This is a genomic window from Actinocorallia aurantiaca, assembly GCF_039533685.1.
Lineage (GTDB): Bacteria > Actinomycetota > Actinomycetes > Streptosporangiales > Streptosporangiaceae > Actinocorallia > Actinocorallia aurantiaca.
In genome coordinates this window covers 372,060-394,119 of record NZ_BAAATZ010000002.1, presented here as the reverse complement: position 1 = coordinate 394,119, position 22,060 = coordinate 372,060, and the positions used below count along the sequence as shown (strand labels likewise).

The window sequence follows — 22,060 nt, the reverse complement described above, 5'->3', positions numbered from 1 at the left end:
CCCGTTGAGATACTTCCTAACAACGAATTTCGATCATCCTCCGGCTCGTAAATCGTTGGACCGGGGCGGGTGCACGCGCATAGAGTCCCGCCCCATGCCCACGTACACGTTGAGGCTTCGCCGCTCATAGCGGCGGACCGACCTCACTTCCGGCACTCCGCCGCTTCAGCGACTCCTCGCCGAGCGGCTTCCCCAGGCTGCCCGGCTCACCTCGAAGCCGCGGAGATCCTGTGCACACCCAGCGTCCCGGCCGACACGAACTCGGCCAGAACTTCCTCATCGACCGGTCGGTCATCCACGCCTTCGTCGGCCTCGTCGCCGAGACCGACGGCCCCATCATCGAGATCGGGCCCGGAGACGGCGCCCTGACCCTGCCGATGCAGCGGCTGGGCAGACCCCTGACCGCGGTCGAGATCGACGGCCGGCACGTCCGGCGGCTCGCGCACCGCACCCGGCCGCCGACCGAGATCGTCCACGCGGACTTCCTGCGCCACCCCCTTCCCGCCGCTCCCCATGTGCTGGCCGGAAACCTGCCCTTCCACCAGACCACCGCGATGCTCCGCCACATCCTCGACGCCTCCGGCTGGGTCGACGCCGTCCTGATCACGCAGTGGGAGGTCGCCCGCCGCCGTGCCGGCGTGGGCGGGGCGAGCATGATGACGGCCCAGTGGTGGCCGTGGTTCGAGTTCCGGCTTCACCGAAGGGTGCCCGCCTCGGCGTTCCGGCCCCGGCCCGGCGTCGACGGCGGGCTGCTGGCCGTCTCCCGGCGGCGGCGCCCCCTCGTGGAGGAGCAGGCGCGGAAGCGGTACCAGGACGTCGTGCGGCGCGTGTTCACGGGCGGAGGGCGGGGAATGGCGGAGATCCTCGCCACCGCCGTCCCGGGGATGTCCCGCAGACAGGCATCGCAGTGGACGCGGCTGCACGGGATCCCTCCCGCGGCGCTGCCCAAGGCGCTCACGGCCGAGCAGTGGGCCGACCTGTTCCGGCACTGCCCTCCGGCGGCACGGCGCGGCGGGAGGCCGGACGCCCGGAGACCGCACCGAGCTGCAAATTCAAGGGAAAACTCATGAATCAGCGGCGGATACACGTCTATACAACCCTTGAGCCTTGTATCTGCGTAGAGGTACCGTCTTCGGGTGACGAACTTCCGGATCAGTGAGGCGGCCGAGCTGCTCGGGGTCAGCCCGGACACCGTGCGGCGGTGGGTGGACGGCGGGAGGCTCACGGCCGGGCGGGACGCGCAGGGGCACCGGGTGATCGCGGGGGCGGATCTCGCCGCGTTCGCCCGGGCCCAGGTCGAGTCCGCCGACGGCGAGGGCCGGTCCTCGGCGCGCAACCGGTTCCGGGGGATCGTGACCGAGGTCCGCAGGGACGGCGTGATGGCGCAGGTCGAGCTGGCCGCCGGTCCGTTCCGGGTCGTCTCGTTGATGAGCCGCCAGGCCGCGGACGAGCTGGGCTTGGAGCCCGGGGTGCTGGCCGTCGCGGTGATCAAGTCCACGAACGTCGTCGTGGAGCTCCCCCGGTGAAGGAGTCCTCCGTGTTCCGCCGTCTGATCGCGCTCGCGCTTCCCCTGGCCCTGGCTCTGACCGCCTGCTCGTCCAGTGGCTCCGACGGTGGAAAGACCGTCACCGTGTTCGCCGCGGCCTCGCTCACCGAGACCTTCACCGAGCTCGGGCGGGAGTTCGAGAAGACGCACTCCGGGGTGGAGGTCCGGTTCAACTTCGGTTCCAGCTCCACCCTCGCCCAGCAGATCGTCCAGGGGGCGCCGGCGGACGTCTTCGCCTCGGCCAGCCCCGCCACGATGAAGACGGTCACCGACGCCTCCCTCGCCGGGGCGCCCTCCACGTTCGCGCGCAACCGGCTGGAGATCGCCGTTCCCGTCGACGGCCGGGGCGGCGTCGAAACGCTCGCGGACCTCGCCGACCCGAAGGTCAAGGTCGCCCTCTGCGCCGAGCAGGTCCCCTGCGGGGCCGCCGCCGCCAAGGCCCTGGGCGAGGCGGGCCTGAAGGTCGTCCCGGTCACCCTGGAGCAGGACGTCAAGGCCACCCTCACCAAGGTGACCCTCGGCGAGGTCGACGCCGCGCTCGTCTACCGGACGGACGTCATCGCGGCGGGCGGCGAGGTCAAGGGCATCGCCTTCCCCGAGGCGGGCAAGGCGATCAACGACTACCCGATCACCGTGCTCGACGGCGCCCCCTCCCCCGCGCTCGCCGGGGAGTTCACGGCTCTGGTGCTGTCTGAGCAGGGCCGGAACGTGCTCACCGAGGCCGGATTCGACGCCCCGTGACCCCGAGGAGGCGCGTCCCCTGGATGCTGGCGCTGCCCGCGGCGGCGGGACTCGCCTTCCTCGTCCTGCCGCTGGCCGGGCTGCTCGTCCGCGTCCCCTGGTCGACCCTCCCGGCGCGCCTGGCCGAACCGCAGGTCCTCGAAGCCCTCCGCCTCTCCCTGGTGACGGCGACCGCGGCCACGGCCGTCTGCCTGTTCCTCGGCGTGCCGCTCGCCTGGGTGCTGGCCCGGGTCGAGTTCCGGGGGCGCCGCGTCCTCCGCGCCCTGATCACCGTCCCGCTGGTGCTGCCCCCCGTCGTCGGCGGCGTCGCCCTCCTGCTGGTCCTGGGCCGCAACGGTCTGATCGGCCGCCACCTGGACGCCTGGTTCGGCCTCACCTTCCCCTTCACCACGACCGGCGTCGTCCTCGCCCAGATCTTCGTGGCCCTCCCCTTCCTGGTGATCAGCGTCGAGGGCGCGCTGCGCGCCTCCGACCCCCGCTACGAGGAGGCCGCCGCCACCCTGGGCGCCTCCCGCTGGACGGTCTTCCGCCGCGTCACCCTCCCCCTCATCGCTCCCGGAGTTCTGGCCGGGGGCGTCCTGTGCTGGGCCCGCGCGCTGGGCGAGTTCGGCGCGACCATCACCTTCGCCGGCAACTTCCCGGGCCGCACGCAGACCATGCCCCTCGCCGTCTACCTGGCTCTGGAGACCGACCCCGACGCGGCCCTCGTCCTCAGCCTCGTCCTGCTGCTCGTCTCCCTCACCGTCCTCGCCGCCCTCCGCGACCGCTGGCTGCACTGACCATGCCGGAACACGGATCGAAGGAGGTGGGCGGCGTGGGTCTCTCGGCGCGGCTCGGGGTGCGGCGGGACGGGTTCCGGCTGGACGTGGAGTTCGACGTGGCCGCGGGGGAGGTCGTCGCGCTGCTGGGACCCAACGGGGCGGGCAAGACGACGGCGCTGCGGGCGCTCGCGGGGCTCGTCCGGCTGGACGAGGGGCGGATCGAGCTGGACGGGAGGCGGCTGGAAGGGCTGCCTCCCGAAGACCGTCCGGTGGGGATGGTGTTCCAGGACTACCTCCTGTTCCCGCATCTGTCGGTGCTGGAGAACGTGGCCTTCGGGCCGCGGAGCCGGGGCCGGTCCGCCAAGGAGGCTCGGAAGGCCGCCGCGGAGTGGCTGGAGCGGGTGGGACTGTCCGGGTTCGCTCAGGCGAGGCCGAGGGAGCTGTCGGGAGGGCAGGCGCAGCGGGTCGCCCTGGCGCGGGCGCTGGTGGGCGAACCGGAGATGCTGCTGCTGGACGAGCCCCTGGCGGCCCTGGACGCGCGGACCCGGCTGGAGGTCAGGTCCGGGCTGCGCCGGCACCTGGCGGACTTCCCGGGCGCGACCGTGCTGGTCACCCACGACCCGCTGGACGCGATGGTGCTCTGCGACCGGCTGATCGTGATCGAGGACGGGCGGATCGTCCAGGAGGGCGCCCCCGCCGAGGTCGCCCGGCGGCCCAGGACCGACTACGTGGCGCGCCTCGTCGGCCTGAACCTCTACCGGGGCGACGGGCACGGGAACCAGGTGGTGCTGGACGGTCTGGAGCTGAGCGTGGCGGAAGACGTCGAGGGACCGGTGTTCGTCTCCTTCTCCCCGGCGGCCGTGGCGCTCTACCGGACCCGTCCGGACGGCGGCCCCCGGAACCTGTGGCGCTCCGTCGTCGAGGGCGTCGAACAGCAGGGCGACCGCGTCCGGGTGCAGCTGGACGGCCCGGTCCAGGCCATGGCCGACATCGCCCCGGCGGCCGTCGCGGAACTGGACCTCGGCCCCGGCACGGAGGTCTGGACTTCGGTGAAGGCCACCGAGACCCACGTCTATCCCGCCTGACCTCACCAGACCGCAGAAGCCGTTGTGTGACAGCCGTAACGTCTCGTTACCGGCCGATGTCACACGACGGTAACGAGACGTTCCTACCTTGCTAGACGTGACTTCTACCAGCGTGAAGACCGTCTGCGCGTACTGCGGGGTCGGCTGCGGGATGGTGCTCGAAGTCCAGGACGGGCGAGTCCTGCGGGCGTCGGGCGACAAGACGCACCCGGCGAACTTCGGCCGCCTGTGCACCAAGGGCGCGACCACCGCCGAGATGCTCGCCGCCCCCGGCCGGCTGACCACCGCCCTGCGCCGCTCCGACGGCGGCCCCCAGCGGATCGACACCGAAGCCGCGATCACCGAGACCGCCCGGCGGTTCCGCGCGATCGTGGACGAGCACGGCCCGGACGCGCTGGCCTTCTACGTCTCGGGACAGATGTCACTGGAAGCCCAGTACCTGGTCAACAAGCTGGCCAAGGGCTTCGTCCGCACCAACGGAATCGAGTCGAACTCGCGGCTGTGCATGGCCAGCGCGGGCACCGGCTACAAGCTCTCGCTGGGCTCGGACGGGCCGCCCGGCTCCTATCAGGACTTCGAACACGCCGACGTCTTCTTCGTCATCGGCTCGAACATGGCCGACTGCCATCCGATCCTCTTCCTGCGCATGATGGAACGGGTCAAGGCGGGTGCGAAGCTGATCGTCGTCGACCCCCGCCGCACCGCCACCGCGGCCAAGGCCGACCTGTTCCTGCAGGTCAAGCCCGGCACGGACCTCGCCCTCCTGAACGGCCTCCTCCACCTGCTCGTGGAGAACCGCCGGATCGACGAGGAGTTCATCGCCGCGAGCACCGAGGGCTGGGAGGCGATGCCGGAGTTCCTGGCGGACCATCCCCCCGCGAAGGTCTCCGAGATCACAGGGATCCCCGAGGCCGACCTCCGCGAGGCCGCCCGGCTCATCGGCGAGGCCGGCGACTGGATGTCCTGCTGGACGATGGGCCTCAACCAGTCGACCCACGGCACGTGGAACACCAACGCGCTGGTCAACCTGCACCTGGCCACCGGCGCGATCTGCCGTCCCGGCAGCGGCCCGTTCTCCCTCACCGGCCAGCCGAACGCCATGGGCGGCCGCGAGATGGGCTACATGGGCCCCGGCCTGCCCGGCCAGCGCAGCGTGCTGTCCGAGGCCGACCGCCGCTTCACCGAGACCGTCTGGAACGTGCCCGAAGGCACCCTGCGCACGGACGTCGGCAAGGGCACGATCGAGATGTTCGAGCGGCTGGCCGAAGGCTCGATCAAGGCCTGCTGGATCATCTGCACCAACCCGGTCGCCTCGGTCGCCAACCGGAGGACGGTCATCGAGGGCCTGGAAGCGGCCGAGTTCGTCGTCGTCCAGGACGCCTTCGCCGACACCGAGACCAACCCGTACGCCGACCTCGTCCTGCCCGCCGCCCTGTGGACGGAGGGCGACGGGGTGATGATCAACTCCGAACGGAACCTCACCCTGACCCGCAAGGCCGTCGAGCCGCCCGGCCAGGCACTCCCCGACTGGCAGATCATCGCCCGCGTCGCCTGCGAGATGGGCTACGCCGACGCCTTCTCCTACGAGAGCGCGGAAGACGTCTTCGAGGAGATCAAGCTCTTCCACAACCCCGCCACGGGCTGGGATCTGCGCGGCGTCACCTACGACCGGCTCAGGCGCACGCCCGTCCAGTGGCCCGCCTCCTCCGAGGACGGCGACGACCGCAACCCCGTCCGCTACCTGGACGGAGACGGCCTGCGCTTCGCCACTCCGAGCGGCAGGGCCGTCTTCTTTCCCCGTCCGCACATGGATCCCGAGGAGCTTCCGGACGACGACTATCCGTTCGTCCTCAACACCGGCCGTCTCCAGCACCAGTGGCACACCCTCACCAAGACGGGCAAGGTCGACAAGCTCAACAAGCTCGATCCCGGCCCGTTCGTGGAGATCAACCCCGCGGACGCCGCCGCGCTGGGCGTCTCCGAGGGCGACCAGGTGGAGATCGGCTCCCGCAGGGGCCGGGCCGTGCTGCCCGCCGCGGTCTCCGACCGGGTGCTTCCGGGCGCCTGCTTCGCGCCCTTCCACTGGAACGATCTCTTCGGCGAGTACCTGAGCGTCAACGCCGTCACCAGCGACGCCGTGGACCCACTCTCCTTCCAGCCCGAGCTGAAGGTCTGCGCCGTGTCCCTCACCAAGGTCGCCGTCCCGGCTCCTCCCGACGTTCTCGAGCTGGCCGATCCGGCCCCGCCGGTGCTGAGCGAAAGGGAACGGCGTTACCTGAGTGGTTTCCTGGCCGGCCTGAAGGCGGTCCCCCCCGCGCCCGGCGAGCTGCCCGTCCTCCCCGCGGACGCCCCCTTCTCCCCCGACCACACCCTGTGGATCAACGGGATGCTCGCCGGGATCCACTCGCGGACGCGGCCCGAGCCCGTCCCGTCGGCCTCCACCGGGCCCGGAACCCTCATCCTGTGGGCCTCCCAGACCGGCAACGCCGAGGAATTCGCCGTCACGGCCGCTCAGAGGCTTGCAGAAGCCAGCGGGCAGGCGGTTCTGGTCAATATGGACGAGACGTCTCCAGAGGCCCTGCGAGAGGCCGCCGAGGTCCTCGTGATCACCAGTACGTTCGGGGACGGCGACGCCCCTGACAACGGAACCGGCTTCTGGGAGACCCTCGCCGCCCCCGACGCGCCCCGTCTGGACGGCGTCCGCTACTCCGTCCTGGCCTTCGGCGACTCCAGCTACGACGACTTCTGCGGCCACGGACGCCGCCTGGACGCGCGTCTGGACGAGCTGGGCGCCGTCCGCCTCGCCCCGCGCGTCGACTGCGAGCCCGACTACGAACCCCCCGCCCGGCAGTGGCTGGAACAGGTCGTCCAGGCCCTGAAGGGCGGGACTCCCAAGCCGTCCGCGGCGCCTGCCTCCAAGAGCCCTTCCAAGCCCGGGAACACCCCCGTTACGGCGCTTCTCAAGGGAAACCGCCTACTGAGCCTGCCGGGGGCGTCCAAAGAGGTCCGCGAGTTCACCTTCGACCTCACCGGAACGGGCCTCGTCTACGAGGCCGGCGACGCCCTGAGCATCCGCCCCCGGAACTGCCCGGACGTGGTGGAGGAGTGGCTGAAGATCACCCGCATGGACCCCGGCGTCGACCTTTCGGAGTATGACCTCACCCGGATCACCCCCGCCCTGCTGCGCTTCCTGGCCGACCGCACGGACGACCGGACGCTGCGCAAGCTGCTGCGTCCCGACAACAAGAACGAGCTCGCCCAGTGGAGCTGGGGGCGCCAGGCGGTGGACGTGGTGGCGGAGTTCCCCGTCGAGGCCGCCCCCGAGGAGTGGCTCTCGGCGCTGAAGCGGCTCGCGCCCCGCAGCTATTCGATCTCCTCCAGTCCCCTGACGGACCCGGACGAGTTCCGCCTGACCGTCTCGGTCGTCCGGTTCGAGAACCCGCACGGCAGGGTCCGCAAGGGCGTGGCCTCCACCTTCCTCGCCGACGCCGCCCCGGGCACCCCCGTCACGGTGTCCGTCCAGCGCTCCCCGCACTTCCGGCCGCCCGCCGACCCGTCCGTGCCGATGATCATGGTCGGGCCCGGCACCGGGGTCGCCCCCTTCCTCGGATTCCTCGACGAGCGCCTCGCCCGGGGCGCCGGGGGGCGCAACTGGCTCTTCTTCGGCGAGCAGCGCGAGGCCACCGACTTCTACTACCGGGAGAAGCTGGAATCACTCCGCCGTGACGGTCTTCTCACCAGGCTGGACCTGGCCTTCTCCCGTGACCAGCGGGCCAAGGTCTACGTCCAGGACCGGATGCGGGAGCACGGCGCCCGCCTGTGGGACTGGCTGCGGGAGGGCGCCCATTTCTACGTCTGCGGCGACGCGGCCCGCATGGCGAAGGACGTCGAACGCGCCCTGGTCGACATCGCGGCCCTCCACGGAAACCTGACCCCGGAGGCGGCTGTCCAGTTTGTCAAGAAAATGACCTCTGACAAGCGATACGTGCGCGATGTCTACTGAAGTCACCCCTTAGTAAACTACTTCCCGGGACGCTGGCGTCGAAGCGCGCCGGCCGATCGGTAAAGTCAGGCTAGGCGCGCCAGGACCCCACGTTCACCAGCTCGGTGCGAGGTGCGTCACACTGGGCATATAAGTGTTCGGGAGGAGAAAAGGCGTGTCGGATCGCGACATAGAAGTACTCAACAAGGCCCCGCTCTTTGAGGCACTCGACGACCAGGCCACCAAGGCGCTGCGCGCCCATGTCAGCGAGGTCCGTCTGGCCCGCGGCCAGAGCCTGTTCCACGAGGGCGATACGGGCGACCGCCTGTACGTCGTGCTCGAAGGCAAGATCAAGCTGACCCGGATGGCCCCGGACGGCCGGGAGAACCTGCTCAGCGTGCTGGGCCCCGGCGAGATGTTCGGCGAACTGTCCCTCTTCGACCCCCGCCCCCGGACGGCCGGCGCGATCGCCGTGACCGAGTGCCGCCTGGCCGGGCTGGGCCACGACGACCTGCGCCCGTTCCTCACCGCGCACCCGGAGGTCGGCGTCGCCCTCCTCCAGGCACTGTCGGAGCGGCTGCGCAAGACCAACGAGGTGATGGCCGACCTGGTCTTCACCGACGTCCCCGGCCGCGTCGCCAAGGCGCTGCTCGACCTGGCCGAGCGCTTCGGCCAGCCGGGGGACAGCGGACTCCACGTCCACCACGACCTCACCCAGGAGGAGCTCGCCCAGCTCGTCGGCGCCTCCCGCGAGACCGTCAACAAGGCGCTGGCCGACTTCGCCGCCCGCGGATGGCTGCGGATCGAGGCCCGCGCCGTGGTCATCCTCGACATCGAACGCCTCCGCAAGCGTTCCAAGTAGCCCCCGACGGACGTCCGGCCAGCGCCCCCTCCATCCGCTGGTCCGGTCCGTCCCGACCCCCGCCTCGCGCGCCCGGCCCCCCGAGGCCGCTTCGGCATGCTCTCGCCCGGGCCCCCGGAGCTCAGAGATCGCCGATCACTGCCCGGGCGAGGATCGGGCGGGAGCTCCCCGTCCGATGATCGCGACGGGCTTGGACGTCAGCGGCCGCGGAGGTACTCCATCTGCGCCTGCACCGACCATTCCGCGGCGGGCCAGAGGGCCCTGTCAACGTCGGCGTAGACGACCTCCACGACCTCGCGGGGAGTGGAGGCTCCGGCATCCATGGCGTCCTGGACCTGCTTGAGGCGGGCGCGGCGGTGGGTGAGGTAGCCCTCGAGGGCCTTGACCGGGTCCTGCAGGACGGGGCCGTGGCCGGGAAGGATGTGCCCTACACCGTTCTCGGCGGAATGGGTGCGGAGTCTTTCCAGGGAGTCCAGGTAGTCGCCGAGGCTGCTGACGATGGTGGTGCCGTAGCCCAGAACGGTGTCGCCGGTGAGGACGGCCTGGTCGCCGGGCAGCCAGAAGCACAGGGAGTCGTCGGTGTGCCCCGGCGTGCCCCAGACGCGGACCTCGAGCCCGTCGACCTCGACGACGTCGCCCTCGGTGAGCCCCTCGCCGCCGTGGCGGTGCCGCGGGTCGAGGGCGCGGACGGGGGCCTTGGCCAGCCGGCCGAACCTCTTCGCGCCCGCGGCGTGGTCGTGGTGGCCGTGGGTGAGCAGGACCTGGCCCACCTCCATGCCGCGTTCCCGGACGGCCTTCAGCACCTTGCGCAGGTGCGGCCCGTCGTTGGGGCCCGGGTCCACCACGACGGCCCGGCGCGCGCCCGGCTCGGCGAGGATCCAGGTATTCGTCCCCTCCAGGGTCATCGGAGAGGGGTTGGGGGCGCGCAAGGCGGTGGCCCGTTCGGTCCCCCCGACCGCCGCCGGGGGGAGCTTCCGGGCGGCCAGCCGGCCGACCACCCCGCCGCGCGAGCCCATCATCACCAGGGACGCGGCGGGGTCGGCGAGGAACCTCCTCGCCATCGTGATCTCACGCAGTGAAATACCCATCAGGCCCCATACTGGTGCGCGGCTTCGTCTGGGAGCACAAGATACGGAACGCCGTCGACGATCTCGGCGGTGGGTTCGTGCGCGGTGAATCTCCGCTCGTGGGAGAGCACCTCGGCGACCGAGCCGAACGGCAGGAGGTCGTTCAGCATCGCCAGCGTCGGCGGCAGCATGAACATCTCGCCGGCCTTCACCTGGTCCAGCGCGTCCTCCGGCCGGATCCACACCACGGTGTCGGCCTCGGTGCTGACGTCCAGCGCCCGCTGGCCCTCCGGCAGGGCCGCGACGAAGAACCTGGTGTCGTACCGCTTCGTCTCGACCGTCGGCGTGATCCAGTGGCCCCACGGGCGCAGCAGGTCGGCCCTCAGGACGAGACCGTGCTCCTCCAGGAGGCCCGCGAGGGACTGGCTGCGGTCCAGCAGGGCCAGCCTGTCGGCCTCGAACGGCGCGGTGTCCGCGACGATCTCGTCCGAGGAGGGGCCCGCCAGCAGGACGTGCGCCTCCTCGAACGTCTCCCGGACGGCGGCGCAGACCAGCTCCCGCGCCACCCGGGCGTCCGCCCCGAAGGCCTCGCCCCAGGCGTCCCAGTCGGCGCCGGGCTGGTCGTACTCGGAGTCCCGGGGGTCCACCCCGCCGCCGGGGAACACGTACGCCCCCGGGGCGAAGGCCATGGAGGAGACCCGGCGGAGCATGAAGACCTCCAGCCGCCCGTCCCGGTCCCGCAGCAGCATCACGGTGGAGGCGTGCTTGGGGACCGGCGGCTGCGCCCGGCCGGCTTCGTAGTCCCGGATGCGCTCCAGGAACTCCTCGGGAAGTCTGAGTCCGTTCATCCGGTCAATGTGTGCGTAATGCACCTGATAAGTCAAGAATCACCGGATCACCGGCTCACCGGACCTCGGCGATCAGCTCCACCTCGACCGGCGAGTCCAGCGGCAGGACCGCCACCCCGACGGCGCTGCGCGCGTGCGTCCCGGCCTCGCCGAACACCCGGCCCAGCAGCTCGCTGGCCCCGTTGACCACCGCGGGCTGCGCGGTGAAGCCCGGAGCGCTCGCCACGAACCCGACGACCTTGACGATCCGCACGACGTCGTCGAGGTCCACCTGGGTGCCCAGGGCCGCGATCGCGTTCAGCGCGCAGATCTCCGCCAGCTCGATCGCCCGCTCCAGGCTCACCGAGCCGCCGACCTTGCCGGCCTCCGGCAGCCTCCCGTCCACGAAGGGGAGCTGGCCGGAGGTGTACACGTGGGATCCGCTCCGGATCGCGGGGACGTACGCCGCCACCGGCTTGGCCACCTCGGGCAGCTCCAGGCCGAGCTCCCTCAGCCTCGCCGCGACGGCGCTCATGCCAGCGGCCGCTTGAAGTAGGCCACGAGCGTGTCGCCGCCCTGCGGTCCGGGGATCACCTGGACCAGCTCCCAGCCGTCCTGGCCCCAGTTGTCGAGAATCTGCTTGGTCGCGTGAATCAACAGAGGTGCTGTCGCGTACTCCCACTTGGTCATGCGCCAAGCGTAGAAGATCCGCGGCTCAGACTTCTCCCTGCCTGTGGACGGCGGGGTCGGCCTGGGCGACGGCGCGGTCCGCGGGCGACTCGACGGGCGTCACCTCGGGGACCTCGGGGACGCTCTCGATCGCCTCCTCCAGCGCCGGGGGCTCCTCGATCTCCGCGGCCCCGGACGCGGGCTCCTCCGCCGGGCCCGCCGCCTTGTCGAAGAAGCGCAGCAGCTCCACCGGAAGCGGCATGATCAGCGTGCTGTTCTTCTCGGCCGCCACATCGGTGACGGTCTGCAGCAGCCGCAGCTGGAGTGAGGCCGGGTCCTTGGACAGCTCGTGCGCGGCGGCGGCCAGCCGCTTGGACGCCTGGTACTCGCCGTCGGCGGTGATGATCCGGGCACGGCGCTCCCGCTCGGCCTCAGCCGTCCGGGCCATCGAGCGCTTCATGCCCTCGGGCAGCGACACGTCCTTGATCTCGACCCGCTCGATCCGCACGCCCCACGGTCCCTCGGTCATCTCGTCCATGATCGTCCGCAGCTCGGCGTTGATCTTGTTCCGTTCGGCCAGCAGGTCCTGCATCTCCGCCTTGCCGATCACCGAGCGGAGCGACGTCTGGGCGACCTGGGAGATGGCGTACACGTAGTTCTGGATGTTCACGATGGCCTTGCCAGGGTCGATCACCCGGAAGTAGACGACCGCGTCCACCCGCACGGACACGTTGTCGGAGGTGATGCCGTCCTGACCGGGCACGCCCATCGCCACGGTCTGCATGTTGACCTTCTGCAGCCGGTCGACCAGCGGGACGATCAGGGTGAGGCCGGGCGTGCGCACCAGCGCCGGGCCCTGGGGGCCCTGTCTTTGGATCTGGCCGAACCGGAAGACGATTCCCCGCTCCCACTCCTGGACGACCCGGACGCCCGTGGCGGCGGCTACCAGCAGGAGGAAGACGACGACGGCCAGCAGGATGACGAGTGCTTCCATGACGAGCACCTCTCGTTGGCGGCGGACTCTGCCATATCAGACCTTGATATGCCTCGTCCTGGTTCCACCCTAGGCCGCGAAAAGCGTGTCAGGAATTACTTATGGGCGCACGAGAGCTCTTTGCGAGGCGAACGATAACCTCGAAGTGTGAGCGCGAAAGATACCCACTGGGACGGCGTCCGGCTCCACGTTGTCACGGGCAAGGGCGGCACCGGCAAGACCACGGTCGCCGCGGCTCTGGCACTCGCCCTCGCCGCGGGCGGCGGGAAGGTGCTGCTCGTGGAGGTCGAGGGCAGGCAGGGCATCGCTCAGCTCTTCGACGTGCCCCCGCTGCCGTACGAGGAACGCAAGGTGGCCGTCGCACCGGACGGCGGCGAGGTCTTCGCCCTGGCCATCGACACCGAAGAGGCGCTCATCGAGTACCTCGAGATGTTCTACAACCTCCGGCGCGCCGGCAAAGCCCTGACCAAGCTGGGCGTCATCGACTTCGTCACGACCATCGCGCCCGGCCTGCGCGACGTGATCCTCACCGGCAAGGTGAGCGAGTCCGTGCGCCGCCGCGAGAAGAACAACAAGTTCAAGTACGACGCCATCGTCATGGACGCTCCCCCCACCGGGCGGATCAGCAAGTTCCTCAACGTCAGCGACGAGGTGTCGAACCTGGCCAAGGTCGGCCCCGTGCGCAACCACGGCGACCTCGTCATGAGCGTCATCCGCTCCCCGCAGACGGTCGTCCATTTCGTGACGCTGCTGGAGGAGATGCCCGTGCAGGAGACCCTGGACGGCATCCATGACCTGAAGGAGACCGGCATCAGCGTCGGCGGCGTCATCGTGAACATGGAGCGCCCCGCCGTCCTGACTCCCGAGGACCTCGCCGCGGCCGGCCGCGGCGAGCTCGACCAGGACGAGATCGTCCGCGGGCTCAAGGCGTCCGGGCTGGAGCAGAACGCCGGCGAGTACGCCGCGGTGCTGGCCGCCGAGGCCGCCGAGCACGCCCAGCGCACCGCGCTGGAGCAGCGGGAGAAGGCGCGCATCACCCACGAGCCCCGATACGACCTGCCGTTCCTGCCCGACGGCATGGACCTGGCCTGCCTGTACGACCTCGCCCAAGCCCTGCGCGACCAAGGAGCGGCGTGAAGAAACTCGACATCGACGCGCTGATCGACGACCGGCGCACCCGGATCATCGTGTGCTGCGGCGCCGGCGGCGTCGGCAAGACGACGACCGCCGCCTCCCTCGGGCTGCGCGCCGCCGACAGGGGGCGCGACGTCGTCGTCCTGACGGTCGACCCGGCCCGGCGGCTCGCCCAGTCGATGGGCCTGAGCGAACTGGACAACAGCCCGCGCAAGATCGAGGGCGTCCGGGGCGACGGCGAGCTGCACGCCATGATGCTCGACATGAAGCGCACCTTCGACGAGATCATCGAGGCGCACTCCGACCCCGACCGGGCCAAGCTGATCCTGGCCAACCCCTTCTACCAGTCGCTGTCCTCGTCCTTCTCCGGGACGCAGGAGTACATGGCGATGGAGAAGCTCGGCCAGCTGCACCGCTCGAACGCCTGGGACCTCATCATCGTCGACACCCCTCCGTCACGGAACGCCCTGGACTTCCTGGACGCCCCCGAGCGGATGGGCCGCTTCCTGGACGGGCGCTTCATCAGGCTGCTACTCGCCCCGGCCAAGGCGGGCGGGCGGCTGGGCATGAAGGTGTTCTCGGCCGGCTTCAGCATGGTCACCAACACGATCACCAAGGTGCTGGGCGGCCAGCTCCTGAAGGACGTCTCGACGTTCGTGACCGCCTTCGACACCGTCTTCGGCGGTTTCCGCGAGCGCGCGGAGAAGACGTACGAGCTGTTGAAGTCCCCCGGCACGGCGTTCCTGGTCATCGCCGCTCCGGAGCCCGACGCCCTGCGTGAGGCGTCGTACTTCGTCGACCGCCTGAAGTCCGAGCGCATGCCGCTGGCCGGGCTGGTCGTCAACCGGATGGCCCAGTCGAGCGCGAGCGGCCTCTCGTCCGCCCGCAGCCTGGCCGCGGCCGAGACGCTGGACGAGCGCGGCGACCATCCGCTCACCGCCTCGCTCCTGCGTCTGCACGCCGAGCGCATGCAGCTCGCCGCCCGACAGGAGCGGTTGCGCGGCCACTTCGCCTCGGCCAACCCGACCGTGCCGGTGACCACCGTCCCGGTGCAGGCGGAGGACGTGCACGATCTCGACGGGCTCCGGCTGGTCGGCGGTTCCCTGGCCGCATCCGGCCACCCGGCAGCCTGACATTTTAGACACGACACCCCCGGGGTACGAATCTTGTACCCCGGGGGTGGTCATGTCGATAGGTCAGCTGGCGACCAATTCGTCCTCGTCGTCGGATGAGCGTTCGTACTCTTCCTTCGCCGTCTCCAGCAGCTCGCGCCACGAGGTGACGCCGGGCTTGCGGCGCAGCAGTGCCCGCCGCTCGCGTTCCGTCATGCCTCCCCAGACACCGAACTCGATCTTGTTGTCCAGCGCGTCTGCCAGGCACTCGGTTCGCACCGGGCACCCCCTGCAGATGAGCTTGGCGCGATTCTGAGCCGCGCCCTGAACGAACAGCGCGTCCGGGTCCGCGTTACGGCAGGCGGCACGGGCGGTCCAATCAGTGATCCACATCTTGGCCCCACTCCCCTAGGGTCTTGTGTAGTTGTGCGCTACTTGGCCAGACGGGCGCGGGCGTCAGGCCGCCAAACAAAAGCCGTGGGGAGAAACTTACGGAAGCCTGGGGCGTTTAAACAGTCCCCAGAGGGCCCATTCTCGATATAGCCCACAGAGGCCATGGCCGACATGATGACTAGTCACTGCTAGGGTGCGCGGTTCACCGCGTAACGTGAGCCTACGCTGGGTAGCTAGATCAACATGGTCGAATCGGGGGATCGGCGGGAGAGCAGGCGGCACCTGGCGGGAAGGCTGGCCGCGGCGGGGGCCACCGCGGGAGGCCTGCTGGCGATGCTGCTGCTCCCCGGACTGCTGATGGTGGGGCTGGGCGCCAAGAAGATGGCGTCGGACTTCCAGAACATGGACGTCCAGAAGATCACGCAGAGTCCGCCGGTCAGGTCCACCATGTACGCCGCGGACGGTCACGAGATAGCCGCGTTCTTCGACGAGTACCGTCGGCCCGTACGGCTCGACCAGGTCTCGCCCATCATGCAGAAGACGATCCTCGCCGTCGAGGACGCGCGCTTCTACGAGCACGGGGCCCTGGACCTGAAGGGCACCATGCGCGCCCTGATGCGCAACACCTCCACGGGAGAGATCCGTGAGGGGGGTTCGTCGCTGACGCAGCAGTACGCGAAGAACCTCCTGCTCGCCAACGCGCGCACGGAAGCGGAGAAGCAGCGGGTCACCGCGCCCACCGTCTTCCGCAAGATCCGCGAGCTGAGGCACGCGCTGCACCTCGAACAGACGATGTCCAAGGACCGGATCTTCGAGGGCTACCTGAACATCGCCTACTTCGGCGCCGGGGCGTACGGCGTCCAGGCCGCGTCCCTTCGGTACTTCGGCAAACCCGCGTCACAGCTCACGCTGCCCGAGTCCGCGCTGCTCGCCGGCATCACCAAGAACCCGTACGCGTACGACCCGATCCTGCATCCGCAGGCCGCCAGGGAACGGCGCGACACCGTGCTGACGCGGATGGCCGAGCTGAAGCTCATCACGGCGCAGGAGAAGGGTCAGCTCTCCGCCGCGCCCCTGCGGCTGAAACCACGGCCCATACGCGGTGGTTGCAGCATCAGCAAGGCGCCCTTCTACTGCATGTACGTGCGCAGCGAGATGGTCAAGCTCCTCTCCAAGGGCGACCCGAAGAAAGCACGCGAGGCCAACGCGCAGCTCCAGCGGGGCGGCTACCAGATCCGGACGACCCTCGACTGGAAGGGCCAGCAGGGAGTGCAGCGCGCTCTCAGCGCCCGTACGTCCCACGACTCCGCCAAAGTGGCGGCCCAGGCCCTCGTCGAGGTGGGCACGGGGCATCTGAAGACACTGGCCACGTCCAAGCGGTTCGGCTTCAAGAAGCCCCGCACGACGCTGAATCTCGCGGCGGACATGGAGCACGGCGGCGGAGTCGGCGTGTCCGCGGGCTCCACCTTCAAGATATTCACCCTCCTCGCCGCGCTGGAGAAGGGACTCCCGGTCAAGACGAGCTTCCACGCGCCCGGCTCGACCACGGTCAGCGGATACCGCGACTGCAAGGACAGGCTCCTGCCTCCCTGGAACGTGAAGAACTCCCATGAGAGCGAGTCCGGCAAGTTCGACCTGCGTACGGGGACGGCGCAGTCGGTGAACACCTTCTACGCGAAGCTGCAGCACAAGATAGGCATCTGCAGCGCGGTGAAGATGGCTCATCGCTTCGGCATGAAGCGCGCCGACGGCGGGCCGCTGCAGGAAGTGCCATCACAGGTCCTCGGCAGCAACGAAATCGACATGGTGCATCTGGCCGCGGCGTATGCGGGCATCGCCAACCACGGCGTCTACTGCCCGCCGGTCGCCCTTCTGGAGGTCACCGACCCGAACGGCAGGAAACTCGCGCTGCCCAAGAACGAGTGCAAGCAGGTCGTCGCACGTCATACGGCGGACACCACGTACGACATCATGCGTTCCGTCTTCGAGTCGAAAGGCACCGCAGCCAGCGTCGGCAAGCCGTCCGGGAGCGTGGCGGGCAAGACGGGGACATGCGAGAACTTCTCGTGCGCCGTGTTCGCCGGGATCTCGCGCAACCTGTCGGCCGCCGTCGCTTACTGGGATTACCGGGGAGGCTTCAAGTACCCCGTCTACGGCGTCTACGGCGCCGGAATACCGGCGGATATCTGGTCCTCCGGCCTCAGCGCGGTGCACCGGACCTACCAGCCGCTCGTCACCGTGCCCGAATTGCGCAGAACATCGCTGGGGACCGCGATGACGGTGCTCCGGCAGGCCGGACTGAACGGCGTGGTGTCCACGACACCCGTCACCTCCGACCTGCCGAGAGGGAGCGTCGCGCACGTCTCACCCAGCACGCACAGTGAGCGAGGAGGGACTGTAACGATATTTCTAAGTAATGGAGGTTCGGGGTGACAGACCCCCTTAACGGACAGCCTCGGGTGCGGTTACGGGTACCTTAGCTCCGTGCTGTCTTCCTCACGCGACCGGAAAGCGTCCGTCTCCACACTGCTTCGGCTGCTCGCCACCAGTCTGATCGCCGGAGTCCTGGTCGCGCTGATAGCACTCCCGAGCGTCGGAGGCGTGAGTCTCACCGCGCGTGACACCGCCGACGGCTTCATGAACATGGACGTGGCGAAGATCACCCGCGACCCCGCGGAGCGGACCGTCGTGTACGGCTCGGACGGCAAGGTCATCGCGGCGTTCTTCGACGAGTACCGCGAGAACACCACGCTCGACAAGGTCGCGCCCATCATGCAGAAGGCGATCATCGCGATCGAGGACGCGCGCTTCTACCACCACGGCCCGCTCGACCTCAAGGGAACGCTCCGCGCACTGAGCCGCAACGCCTCCTCCGGCGGCACCGTCGAGGGCGGGTCGACGCTGACCCAGCAGCTCGCCAAGAACATGCTGCTCAACAACGCGACGACCGAAGAGGGCTACAAGGAGGCCACGGCCCCCACCGTCTCCCGCAAGCTCCGCGAACTCCGCCTGGCCATCCAGCTGGAACAGACGATGTCCAAGAACGAGATTCTGCGGGACTACCTGAACATCGCCTACTTCGGCGCCGGCGCCTACGGCATCCAGGCCGCCTCCAAGCGGTACTTCAGCAAGAACGCCGTCGACCTCACGCTGGAGGAGGCCGCGACCCTCGCGGGCCTCACGAAGAACCCGTACGCGTACGACCCCACGCTCGACCCGGAGGCCGCCCTTCTGCGGCGCAACACCGTCCTGGACCGGATGCAGCAGCTGGGCACCGTCACCGCCGCCGAGGCCGACACCGCCAAGGCGACGAAGCTCGTGCTGAAGGAGTACAAGCCGAAGGGCGGCTGCGAGAGCAGCAGGTACCCGAACTTCTGCGCGTACGTCTACTACGAGGCGATCGACTTCCTCATGGGCGAGGAGAAGCCCAAGACCGAGGAAGAGCAGCAGAGCCGGTGGGAGATCGCGCGCAAGCAGCTCCTGCGCGGCGGCTACAAGATCTACACGACGCTCGACCCGAAGGTGCAGAAGGCAGCGGACTCCGCCGTCAAGTACGCGACGACGCCCAAGAGCACGCGGGTGAACGTCAACGCCGTCGTGCAGCCCGGCACCGGCAAGATCCTGGCCATCGCCACCAGCAAGAAGTACGGCAACGGACCCGGTGAGACGACCATCAACCTCCCGGCGGACGAGGCGCACGGCGGCAGCGTCTACGGCGTGGACGCGGGCTCCACCTTCAAGACGTTCACCATGCTGGAGGCGCTCAAGCAGGGCCTGCCCATCTCGACGTCCTACACCTCACCGGCCACCACGACGGTGAGCGGCTACGAGGACTGCCCCTACGCCCCGTCGCCGACCGGCCGGATAGGCGGCGGCAGCTGGACGCTGAGCAACGCCAGCGACTCCGAGGCTGGCACGTTCAACATGAAGAACGGTACCTGGCTGTCGGTCAACACCTACTACGCGCAGCTGCAGAAGACGGTCGGCGTCTGCAACGCCGTCAAGATGGCCGAGAAGTTCGGCATGAAGCGCACCAACGGGTCGCCGCTGGAGCCCACCCCGTCGCAGGTGCTCGGCGTCAACCCGATCGACGTGGTCCACCTGGCCGCGGCGTACGCGGGCATCGCGGCGCGCGGCAACTACTGCGCGCCGAACGTCATCACCAGCATCGTCGACCCCAAGGGCGCGAAGGTCGCGATCCCCGGCGTCAAGTGCGAGCAGGTCGTCGACGAGCAGGTCGCGGACGCCGCCACGATGATCCTCCAGGGCGTGCTGACGAACGGCACCGGCCGGGGCCTCGGCATCGGACGACCCGCCGCCGCCAAGACCGGCACCTGCGAGAACTACGCCTGCGCGGTGTTCGCCGGATACACCCCCGACCTCGCCTCCGCGACCGCCTACTGGGACTACCGGAGCGGCGTGCAGTACCCCGTGACGGGCGTCTACGGCGCGACGATCCCCGGCCCGGTTTGGCAGCGGACGATGGTGAACGCGCTGGCGGGCGAGCCCGTCCAGCAGTTCCGGCGCCCGACGCGGGACTTCGGCGACGTCAAGCGCAAGGGGCTCCCGAACGTGATCGGCAAGCCGGTCGACCAGGCCACGCACATCCTGCGCAGCGCCGGGTTCGACGTCCGGGTCGCCGCCAAGCCCATCAGGTCCAAGGCCCGCCGCGGCACCGTCGCACGGACCTCGCCGAGCGGCTCGGCGGACGAGGGCTCCGTGGTCACGCTCTACGTGAGCGCGGGCAAGGGCGGCGGCCCCAGGCGCTGACCGCGCTCCTCTGACAGATGAAAAGGGCCCCTCCCGGAAGCCGGGAGGGGCCCTTCTGCGCCTCGTCAGGCCAGCTGCCTCTTGACCTCGGCGGCGACCCTGCCGCCCTCGGCGCGACCGGCCACCCGCGGGTTGACGATCTTCATGACGGCGCCCATCGCGCGAGGGCCCTCCGCCCCGGACTCGGCGATCGCGGCGCTGACGATCCCGGCGAGCTCGGTGTCCGTCAGCTGCTGGGGCAGGTAGCCGTCCAGCACGACGCCCTCCTCGCGCTCGGCCGCCGCCTGCGCGTCCCGGCCGCCCTTCTCGAACGCCTCGGCGGCCTCGCGGCGCTTTTTGGCCTCCCGCGCCAGCACCTTGAAGATCTCGTCGTCGCTGAGCTCCCGCTCGGACTTCCCGGACTTCTCCTCGTTCGTCACGGCAGCCAGCACCATCCGCAGCGTGCGCTTGCGCACCTCGTCATGCGACTTCAGGGCCGCGATGAGGTCGGCTTCCAGCTTCTCCTTCAACATGTCCTCATCATGCCCCTCGCGGCCGGACAGATCACCTCGTTTAACCCGGTCACCTCCGGCCGTCTGGCAGCATGGGGAGAATGCGGAAGCTTCTCGCGGTCCCTCTGGGCCTTCTCGGCGCCGGCACTGCCACCTTCGCCTATGCCTCGGTCATCGAGCGCAACTGGTTCCGCCTGCGGCGCCACGAGGTACCCGTGTTGAAGCCCGGGACCCACCCCGTGAAGATCCTCCACATCTCGGACACGCATCTGACGCCGTCCCGCACCCGCATGATCCACTGGGTCCGCGCCCTGGACACCCTGGAGCCCGACCTCGTCGTCAACACCGGCGACTCGATCTCCCACCGGGACGCCATCGGCCCGTTCCTGGAGCTCCTGGGCCCCCTCCTGGACCGTCCCGGCGTCTTCGTGTACGGCTCCAACGACATGTTCTCCCCCGTCCTGAAGAACCCGGCCCGCTACGTCTGGCGCACCTCCCAGTCCGACTACGCCGCCCGCAGCCGCACCCCCGACCTCCCCTACAAGGAGCTCGGCGCCGCCCTGAAGTCCGCCGGCTGGCTGGACCTCAACAACCGCATGGGCCGCCTGAAGATCGCCGGCCTGGACGTCGAGTTCGCCGGGATCAACGACTCCCACATAGGCCTGGACGACTACGACAGGATCGCCGGCCCCGTCGACCCCCTCGCCGACCTGACGATCGGCGTCACGCACAGCCCCGAGCCCCGCAACCTCGACCGCTTCGCCGACGACGGCTACCAGCTCCTCCTCGCCGGCCACACCCACGGCGGCCAGGTCTGCGCCCCCTTCTACGGCGCCCTCGCCACCAACTGCGGCATCGAACGCGAACGCGTCAAGGGCCTGCACCGCCACCAGGACTCCTGGCTCCACATCAGCGCCGGCCTCGGCACCTCCCCCAAGGCCCCCTTCCGCTTCTGCTGCCCCCCCGAGGCCACCCTCCTCACCCTCACCCCCCGCCTCACCTGACCCCGGTACCCCGAAACCGATTCCCGGTCACCCCCCAACGTCCTGTAGACTCACCGAGGTGCCGGAGACCGCAAGGTCCCCGAACACCGGGGTGTAGCGCAGCTTGGTAGCGCGCTTCGTTCGGGACGAAGAGGCCGTGGGTTCGAATCCCGCCACCCCGACCAGCTCAAAGCCCCCTTCCGATCGCGGAAGGGGGCTTTTTGATCTCTGTACAGCAGCGAAGTACAGCAACGGCTACTTCAAGTCGAGCCGCCTCCTCAGCCGCTTGAGGGCCCGCCGGGTCTTCTCGTCGGAAGCCTCCGTGTAGACCTCCATGGTCACGTCGATCTGGGCATGCCTCAAGATCCGCATTGCCACGCGCGGGTGGACGTCGAGGGCGGCGAGGAGGGTCGCGCAGGTGTGCCGGGTGTCGTGGACCTTGATCCGCCGGACACCCGACTTGAGGCATCGGGCATCGAACCGCCGGTGAACGTCCTCGGGTCGATCGGGGCGCCCTGACGGCCCGTGAAGACGAGCCCGCGATCCGTCCACTCTCCCCCGGCCGCCTCCTTACTCTGCTCTTGGTCCTTCTGCCGAACCCGCCTCGCGCTGTCGTCCTGGAGCGCGACGAGCGCATCACCGG

General features: G+C 69.7%; 20 protein-coding genes and 1 tRNA gene. 13 read left to right on the top strand and 8 right to left on the bottom strand.

The genetic code is table 11. The features are described from left to right. The first annotated feature begins 230 nt into the window (after positions 1-230). The 7 genes from erm to ABD327_RS02695 all read left to right on the top strand — a co-directional run bounded on the left by erm (position 231) and on the right by ABD327_RS02695 (position 8,977). Positions 231-1,070 carry a 23S ribosomal RNA methyltransferase Erm gene (gene erm, locus ABD327_RS02725; RefSeq protein WP_344448472.1) on the top strand — a complete coding sequence of 280 codons (840 nt, stop codon included), beginning with the start codon at positions 231-233 and terminating at the stop codon, positions 1,068-1,070. A gap of 66 nt (positions 1,071-1,136) precedes the next feature. Continuing rightward, positions 1,137-1,526 (top strand): TOBE domain-containing protein, encoded by a 390-nt coding sequence (locus ABD327_RS02720; RefSeq protein ID WP_344448471.1) that lies wholly within the window; start codon positions 1,137-1,139, stop codon positions 1,524-1,526. Between the two features lie 11 nt (positions 1,527-1,537). Next, positions 1,538-2,287: a molybdate ABC transporter substrate-binding protein gene (gene modA, locus ABD327_RS02715; RefSeq protein ID WP_344448470.1), complete on the top strand. Its 750-nt coding sequence runs from the start codon at positions 1,538-1,540 to the stop codon at positions 2,285-2,287. Between the two features lie 23 nt (positions 2,288-2,310). Continuing rightward, positions 2,311-3,066, top strand: coding sequence for a molybdate ABC transporter permease subunit (modB, locus tag ABD327_RS02710; RefSeq protein WP_344448468.1), 756 nt, complete (start codon positions 2,311-2,313; stop codon positions 3,064-3,066). 35 nt (positions 3,067-3,101) lie between these two features. Beyond that, complete coding sequence (locus tag ABD327_RS02705; protein ID WP_425547027.1) at positions 3,102-4,133, top strand: ABC transporter ATP-binding protein; 1,032 nt, start codon at positions 3,102-3,104, stop codon at positions 4,131-4,133. Positions 4,134-4,230: 97 nt separating this feature from the next. Continuing rightward, complete coding sequence (locus ABD327_RS02700; protein ID WP_344448466.1) at positions 4,231-8,136, top strand: bifunctional nitrate reductase/sulfite reductase flavoprotein subunit alpha; 3,906 nt, start codon at positions 4,231-4,233, stop codon at positions 8,134-8,136. Positions 8,137-8,290: 154 nt separating this feature from the next. Continuing rightward, entirely contained in the window at positions 8,291-8,977 is a 687-nt protein-coding gene (locus ABD327_RS02695) for a Crp/Fnr family transcriptional regulator (protein ID WP_344448464.1), read from the top strand. 197 nt (positions 8,978-9,174) lie between these two features. On the opposite strand, the gene ABD327_RS02690 is transcribed toward ABD327_RS02695, so the two are convergent. From ABD327_RS02690 to ABD327_RS02670, 5 genes are read right to left on the bottom strand one after another with little or no spacing between them, the layout of a single operon-like run. Beyond that, positions 9,175-10,065, bottom strand: a complete 891-nt coding sequence (locus tag ABD327_RS02690) for an MBL fold metallo-hydrolase (protein ID WP_344448463.1) — start codon at positions 10,063-10,065, stop codon at positions 9,175-9,177. Then, the gene (locus ABD327_RS02685; RefSeq protein WP_344448462.1) at positions 10,065-10,892 is read right to left on the bottom strand and encodes an NUDIX hydrolase; all 828 of its coding nucleotides are present in this window, start codon (positions 10,890-10,892) and stop codon (positions 10,065-10,067) included. The genes ABD327_RS02690 and ABD327_RS02685 overlap by 1 nt, the downstream gene beginning before the upstream one ends. Before the next feature lie 55 nt (positions 10,893-10,947). Further along, positions 10,948-11,406: a RidA family protein gene (locus ABD327_RS02680; RefSeq protein ID WP_344448461.1), complete on the bottom strand. Its 459-nt coding sequence runs from the start codon at positions 11,404-11,406 to the stop codon at positions 10,948-10,950. Continuing rightward, complete coding sequence (gene sp36 / locus ABD327_RS02675; protein ID WP_344448460.1) at positions 11,403-11,561, bottom strand: Sp36 family protein; 159 nt, start codon at positions 11,559-11,561, stop codon at positions 11,403-11,405. The genes ABD327_RS02680 and sp36 overlap by 4 nt, the downstream gene beginning before the upstream one ends. 25 nt (positions 11,562-11,586) lie before the next feature. Continuing rightward, positions 11,587-12,534, bottom strand: coding sequence for an SPFH domain-containing protein (locus ABD327_RS02670; protein WP_344448459.1), 948 nt, complete (start codon positions 12,532-12,534; stop codon positions 11,587-11,589). 147 nt (positions 12,535-12,681) lie between these two features. On the opposite strand from ABD327_RS02670, the gene bagA reads away from it, so the two are divergent. Beyond that, positions 12,682-13,671 (top strand): ATPase BagA, encoded by a 990-nt coding sequence (gene bagA, locus ABD327_RS02665; RefSeq protein ID WP_344448458.1) that lies wholly within the window; start codon positions 12,682-12,684, stop codon positions 13,669-13,671. Further along, positions 13,668-14,801, top strand: coding sequence for an ATPase BagB (bagB, locus tag ABD327_RS02660; protein WP_344448457.1), 1,134 nt, complete (start codon positions 13,668-13,670; stop codon positions 14,799-14,801). The genes bagA and bagB overlap by 4 nt, the downstream gene beginning before the upstream one ends. A gap of 63 nt (positions 14,802-14,864) precedes the next feature. On the opposite strand, the gene ABD327_RS02655 is transcribed toward bagB, so the two are convergent. After that, on the bottom strand, positions 14,865-15,173 hold the full coding sequence (locus ABD327_RS02655) for a WhiB family transcriptional regulator (protein ID WP_344448456.1): 309 nt from the start codon (positions 15,171-15,173) through the stop codon (positions 14,865-14,867). A 243-nt stretch (positions 15,174-15,416) separates the two neighbouring features. Here ABD327_RS02655 and ABD327_RS02650 point away from each other — a divergent pair, with 243 nt between their 5' ends. Continuing rightward, positions 15,417-17,606, top strand: coding sequence for a transglycosylase domain-containing protein (locus tag ABD327_RS02650; RefSeq protein WP_344448455.1), 2,190 nt, complete (start codon positions 15,417-15,419; stop codon positions 17,604-17,606). Positions 17,607-17,657: 51 nt separating this feature from the next. Continuing rightward, on the top strand, positions 17,658-19,943 hold the full coding sequence (locus ABD327_RS02645; RefSeq protein WP_344448454.1) for a penicillin-binding protein: 2,286 nt from the start codon (positions 17,658-17,660) through the stop codon (positions 19,941-19,943). A 65-nt stretch (positions 19,944-20,008) separates the two neighbouring features. Here the strand turns inward: ABD327_RS02645 and ABD327_RS02640 are convergent, their stop codons facing one another. Next, entirely contained in the window at positions 20,009-20,455 is a 447-nt protein-coding gene (locus ABD327_RS02640; protein ID WP_344448453.1) for a GatB/YqeY domain-containing protein, read from the bottom strand. A gap of 80 nt (positions 20,456-20,535) precedes the next feature. Here ABD327_RS02640 and ABD327_RS02635 point away from each other — a divergent pair, with 80 nt between their 5' ends. Both ABD327_RS02635 and ABD327_RS02630 read left to right on the top strand, forming a co-directional pair. After that, positions 20,536-21,438 (top strand): metallophosphoesterase, encoded by a 903-nt coding sequence (locus ABD327_RS02635; RefSeq protein WP_344448452.1) that lies wholly within the window; start codon positions 20,536-20,538, stop codon positions 21,436-21,438. 87 nt (positions 21,439-21,525) lie between these two features. Further along, positions 21,526-21,602 (top strand) — tRNA-Pro (locus ABD327_RS02630). A 70-nt stretch (positions 21,603-21,672) separates the two neighbouring features. Here ABD327_RS02630 and ABD327_RS02625 read toward each other — a convergent pair. Further along, positions 21,673-21,969, bottom strand: a complete 297-nt coding sequence (locus tag ABD327_RS02625) for a tyrosine-type recombinase/integrase (RefSeq protein ID WP_344448451.1) — start codon at positions 21,967-21,969, stop codon at positions 21,673-21,675. Between the last annotated feature and the right edge of the window lie 91 nt (positions 21,970-22,060).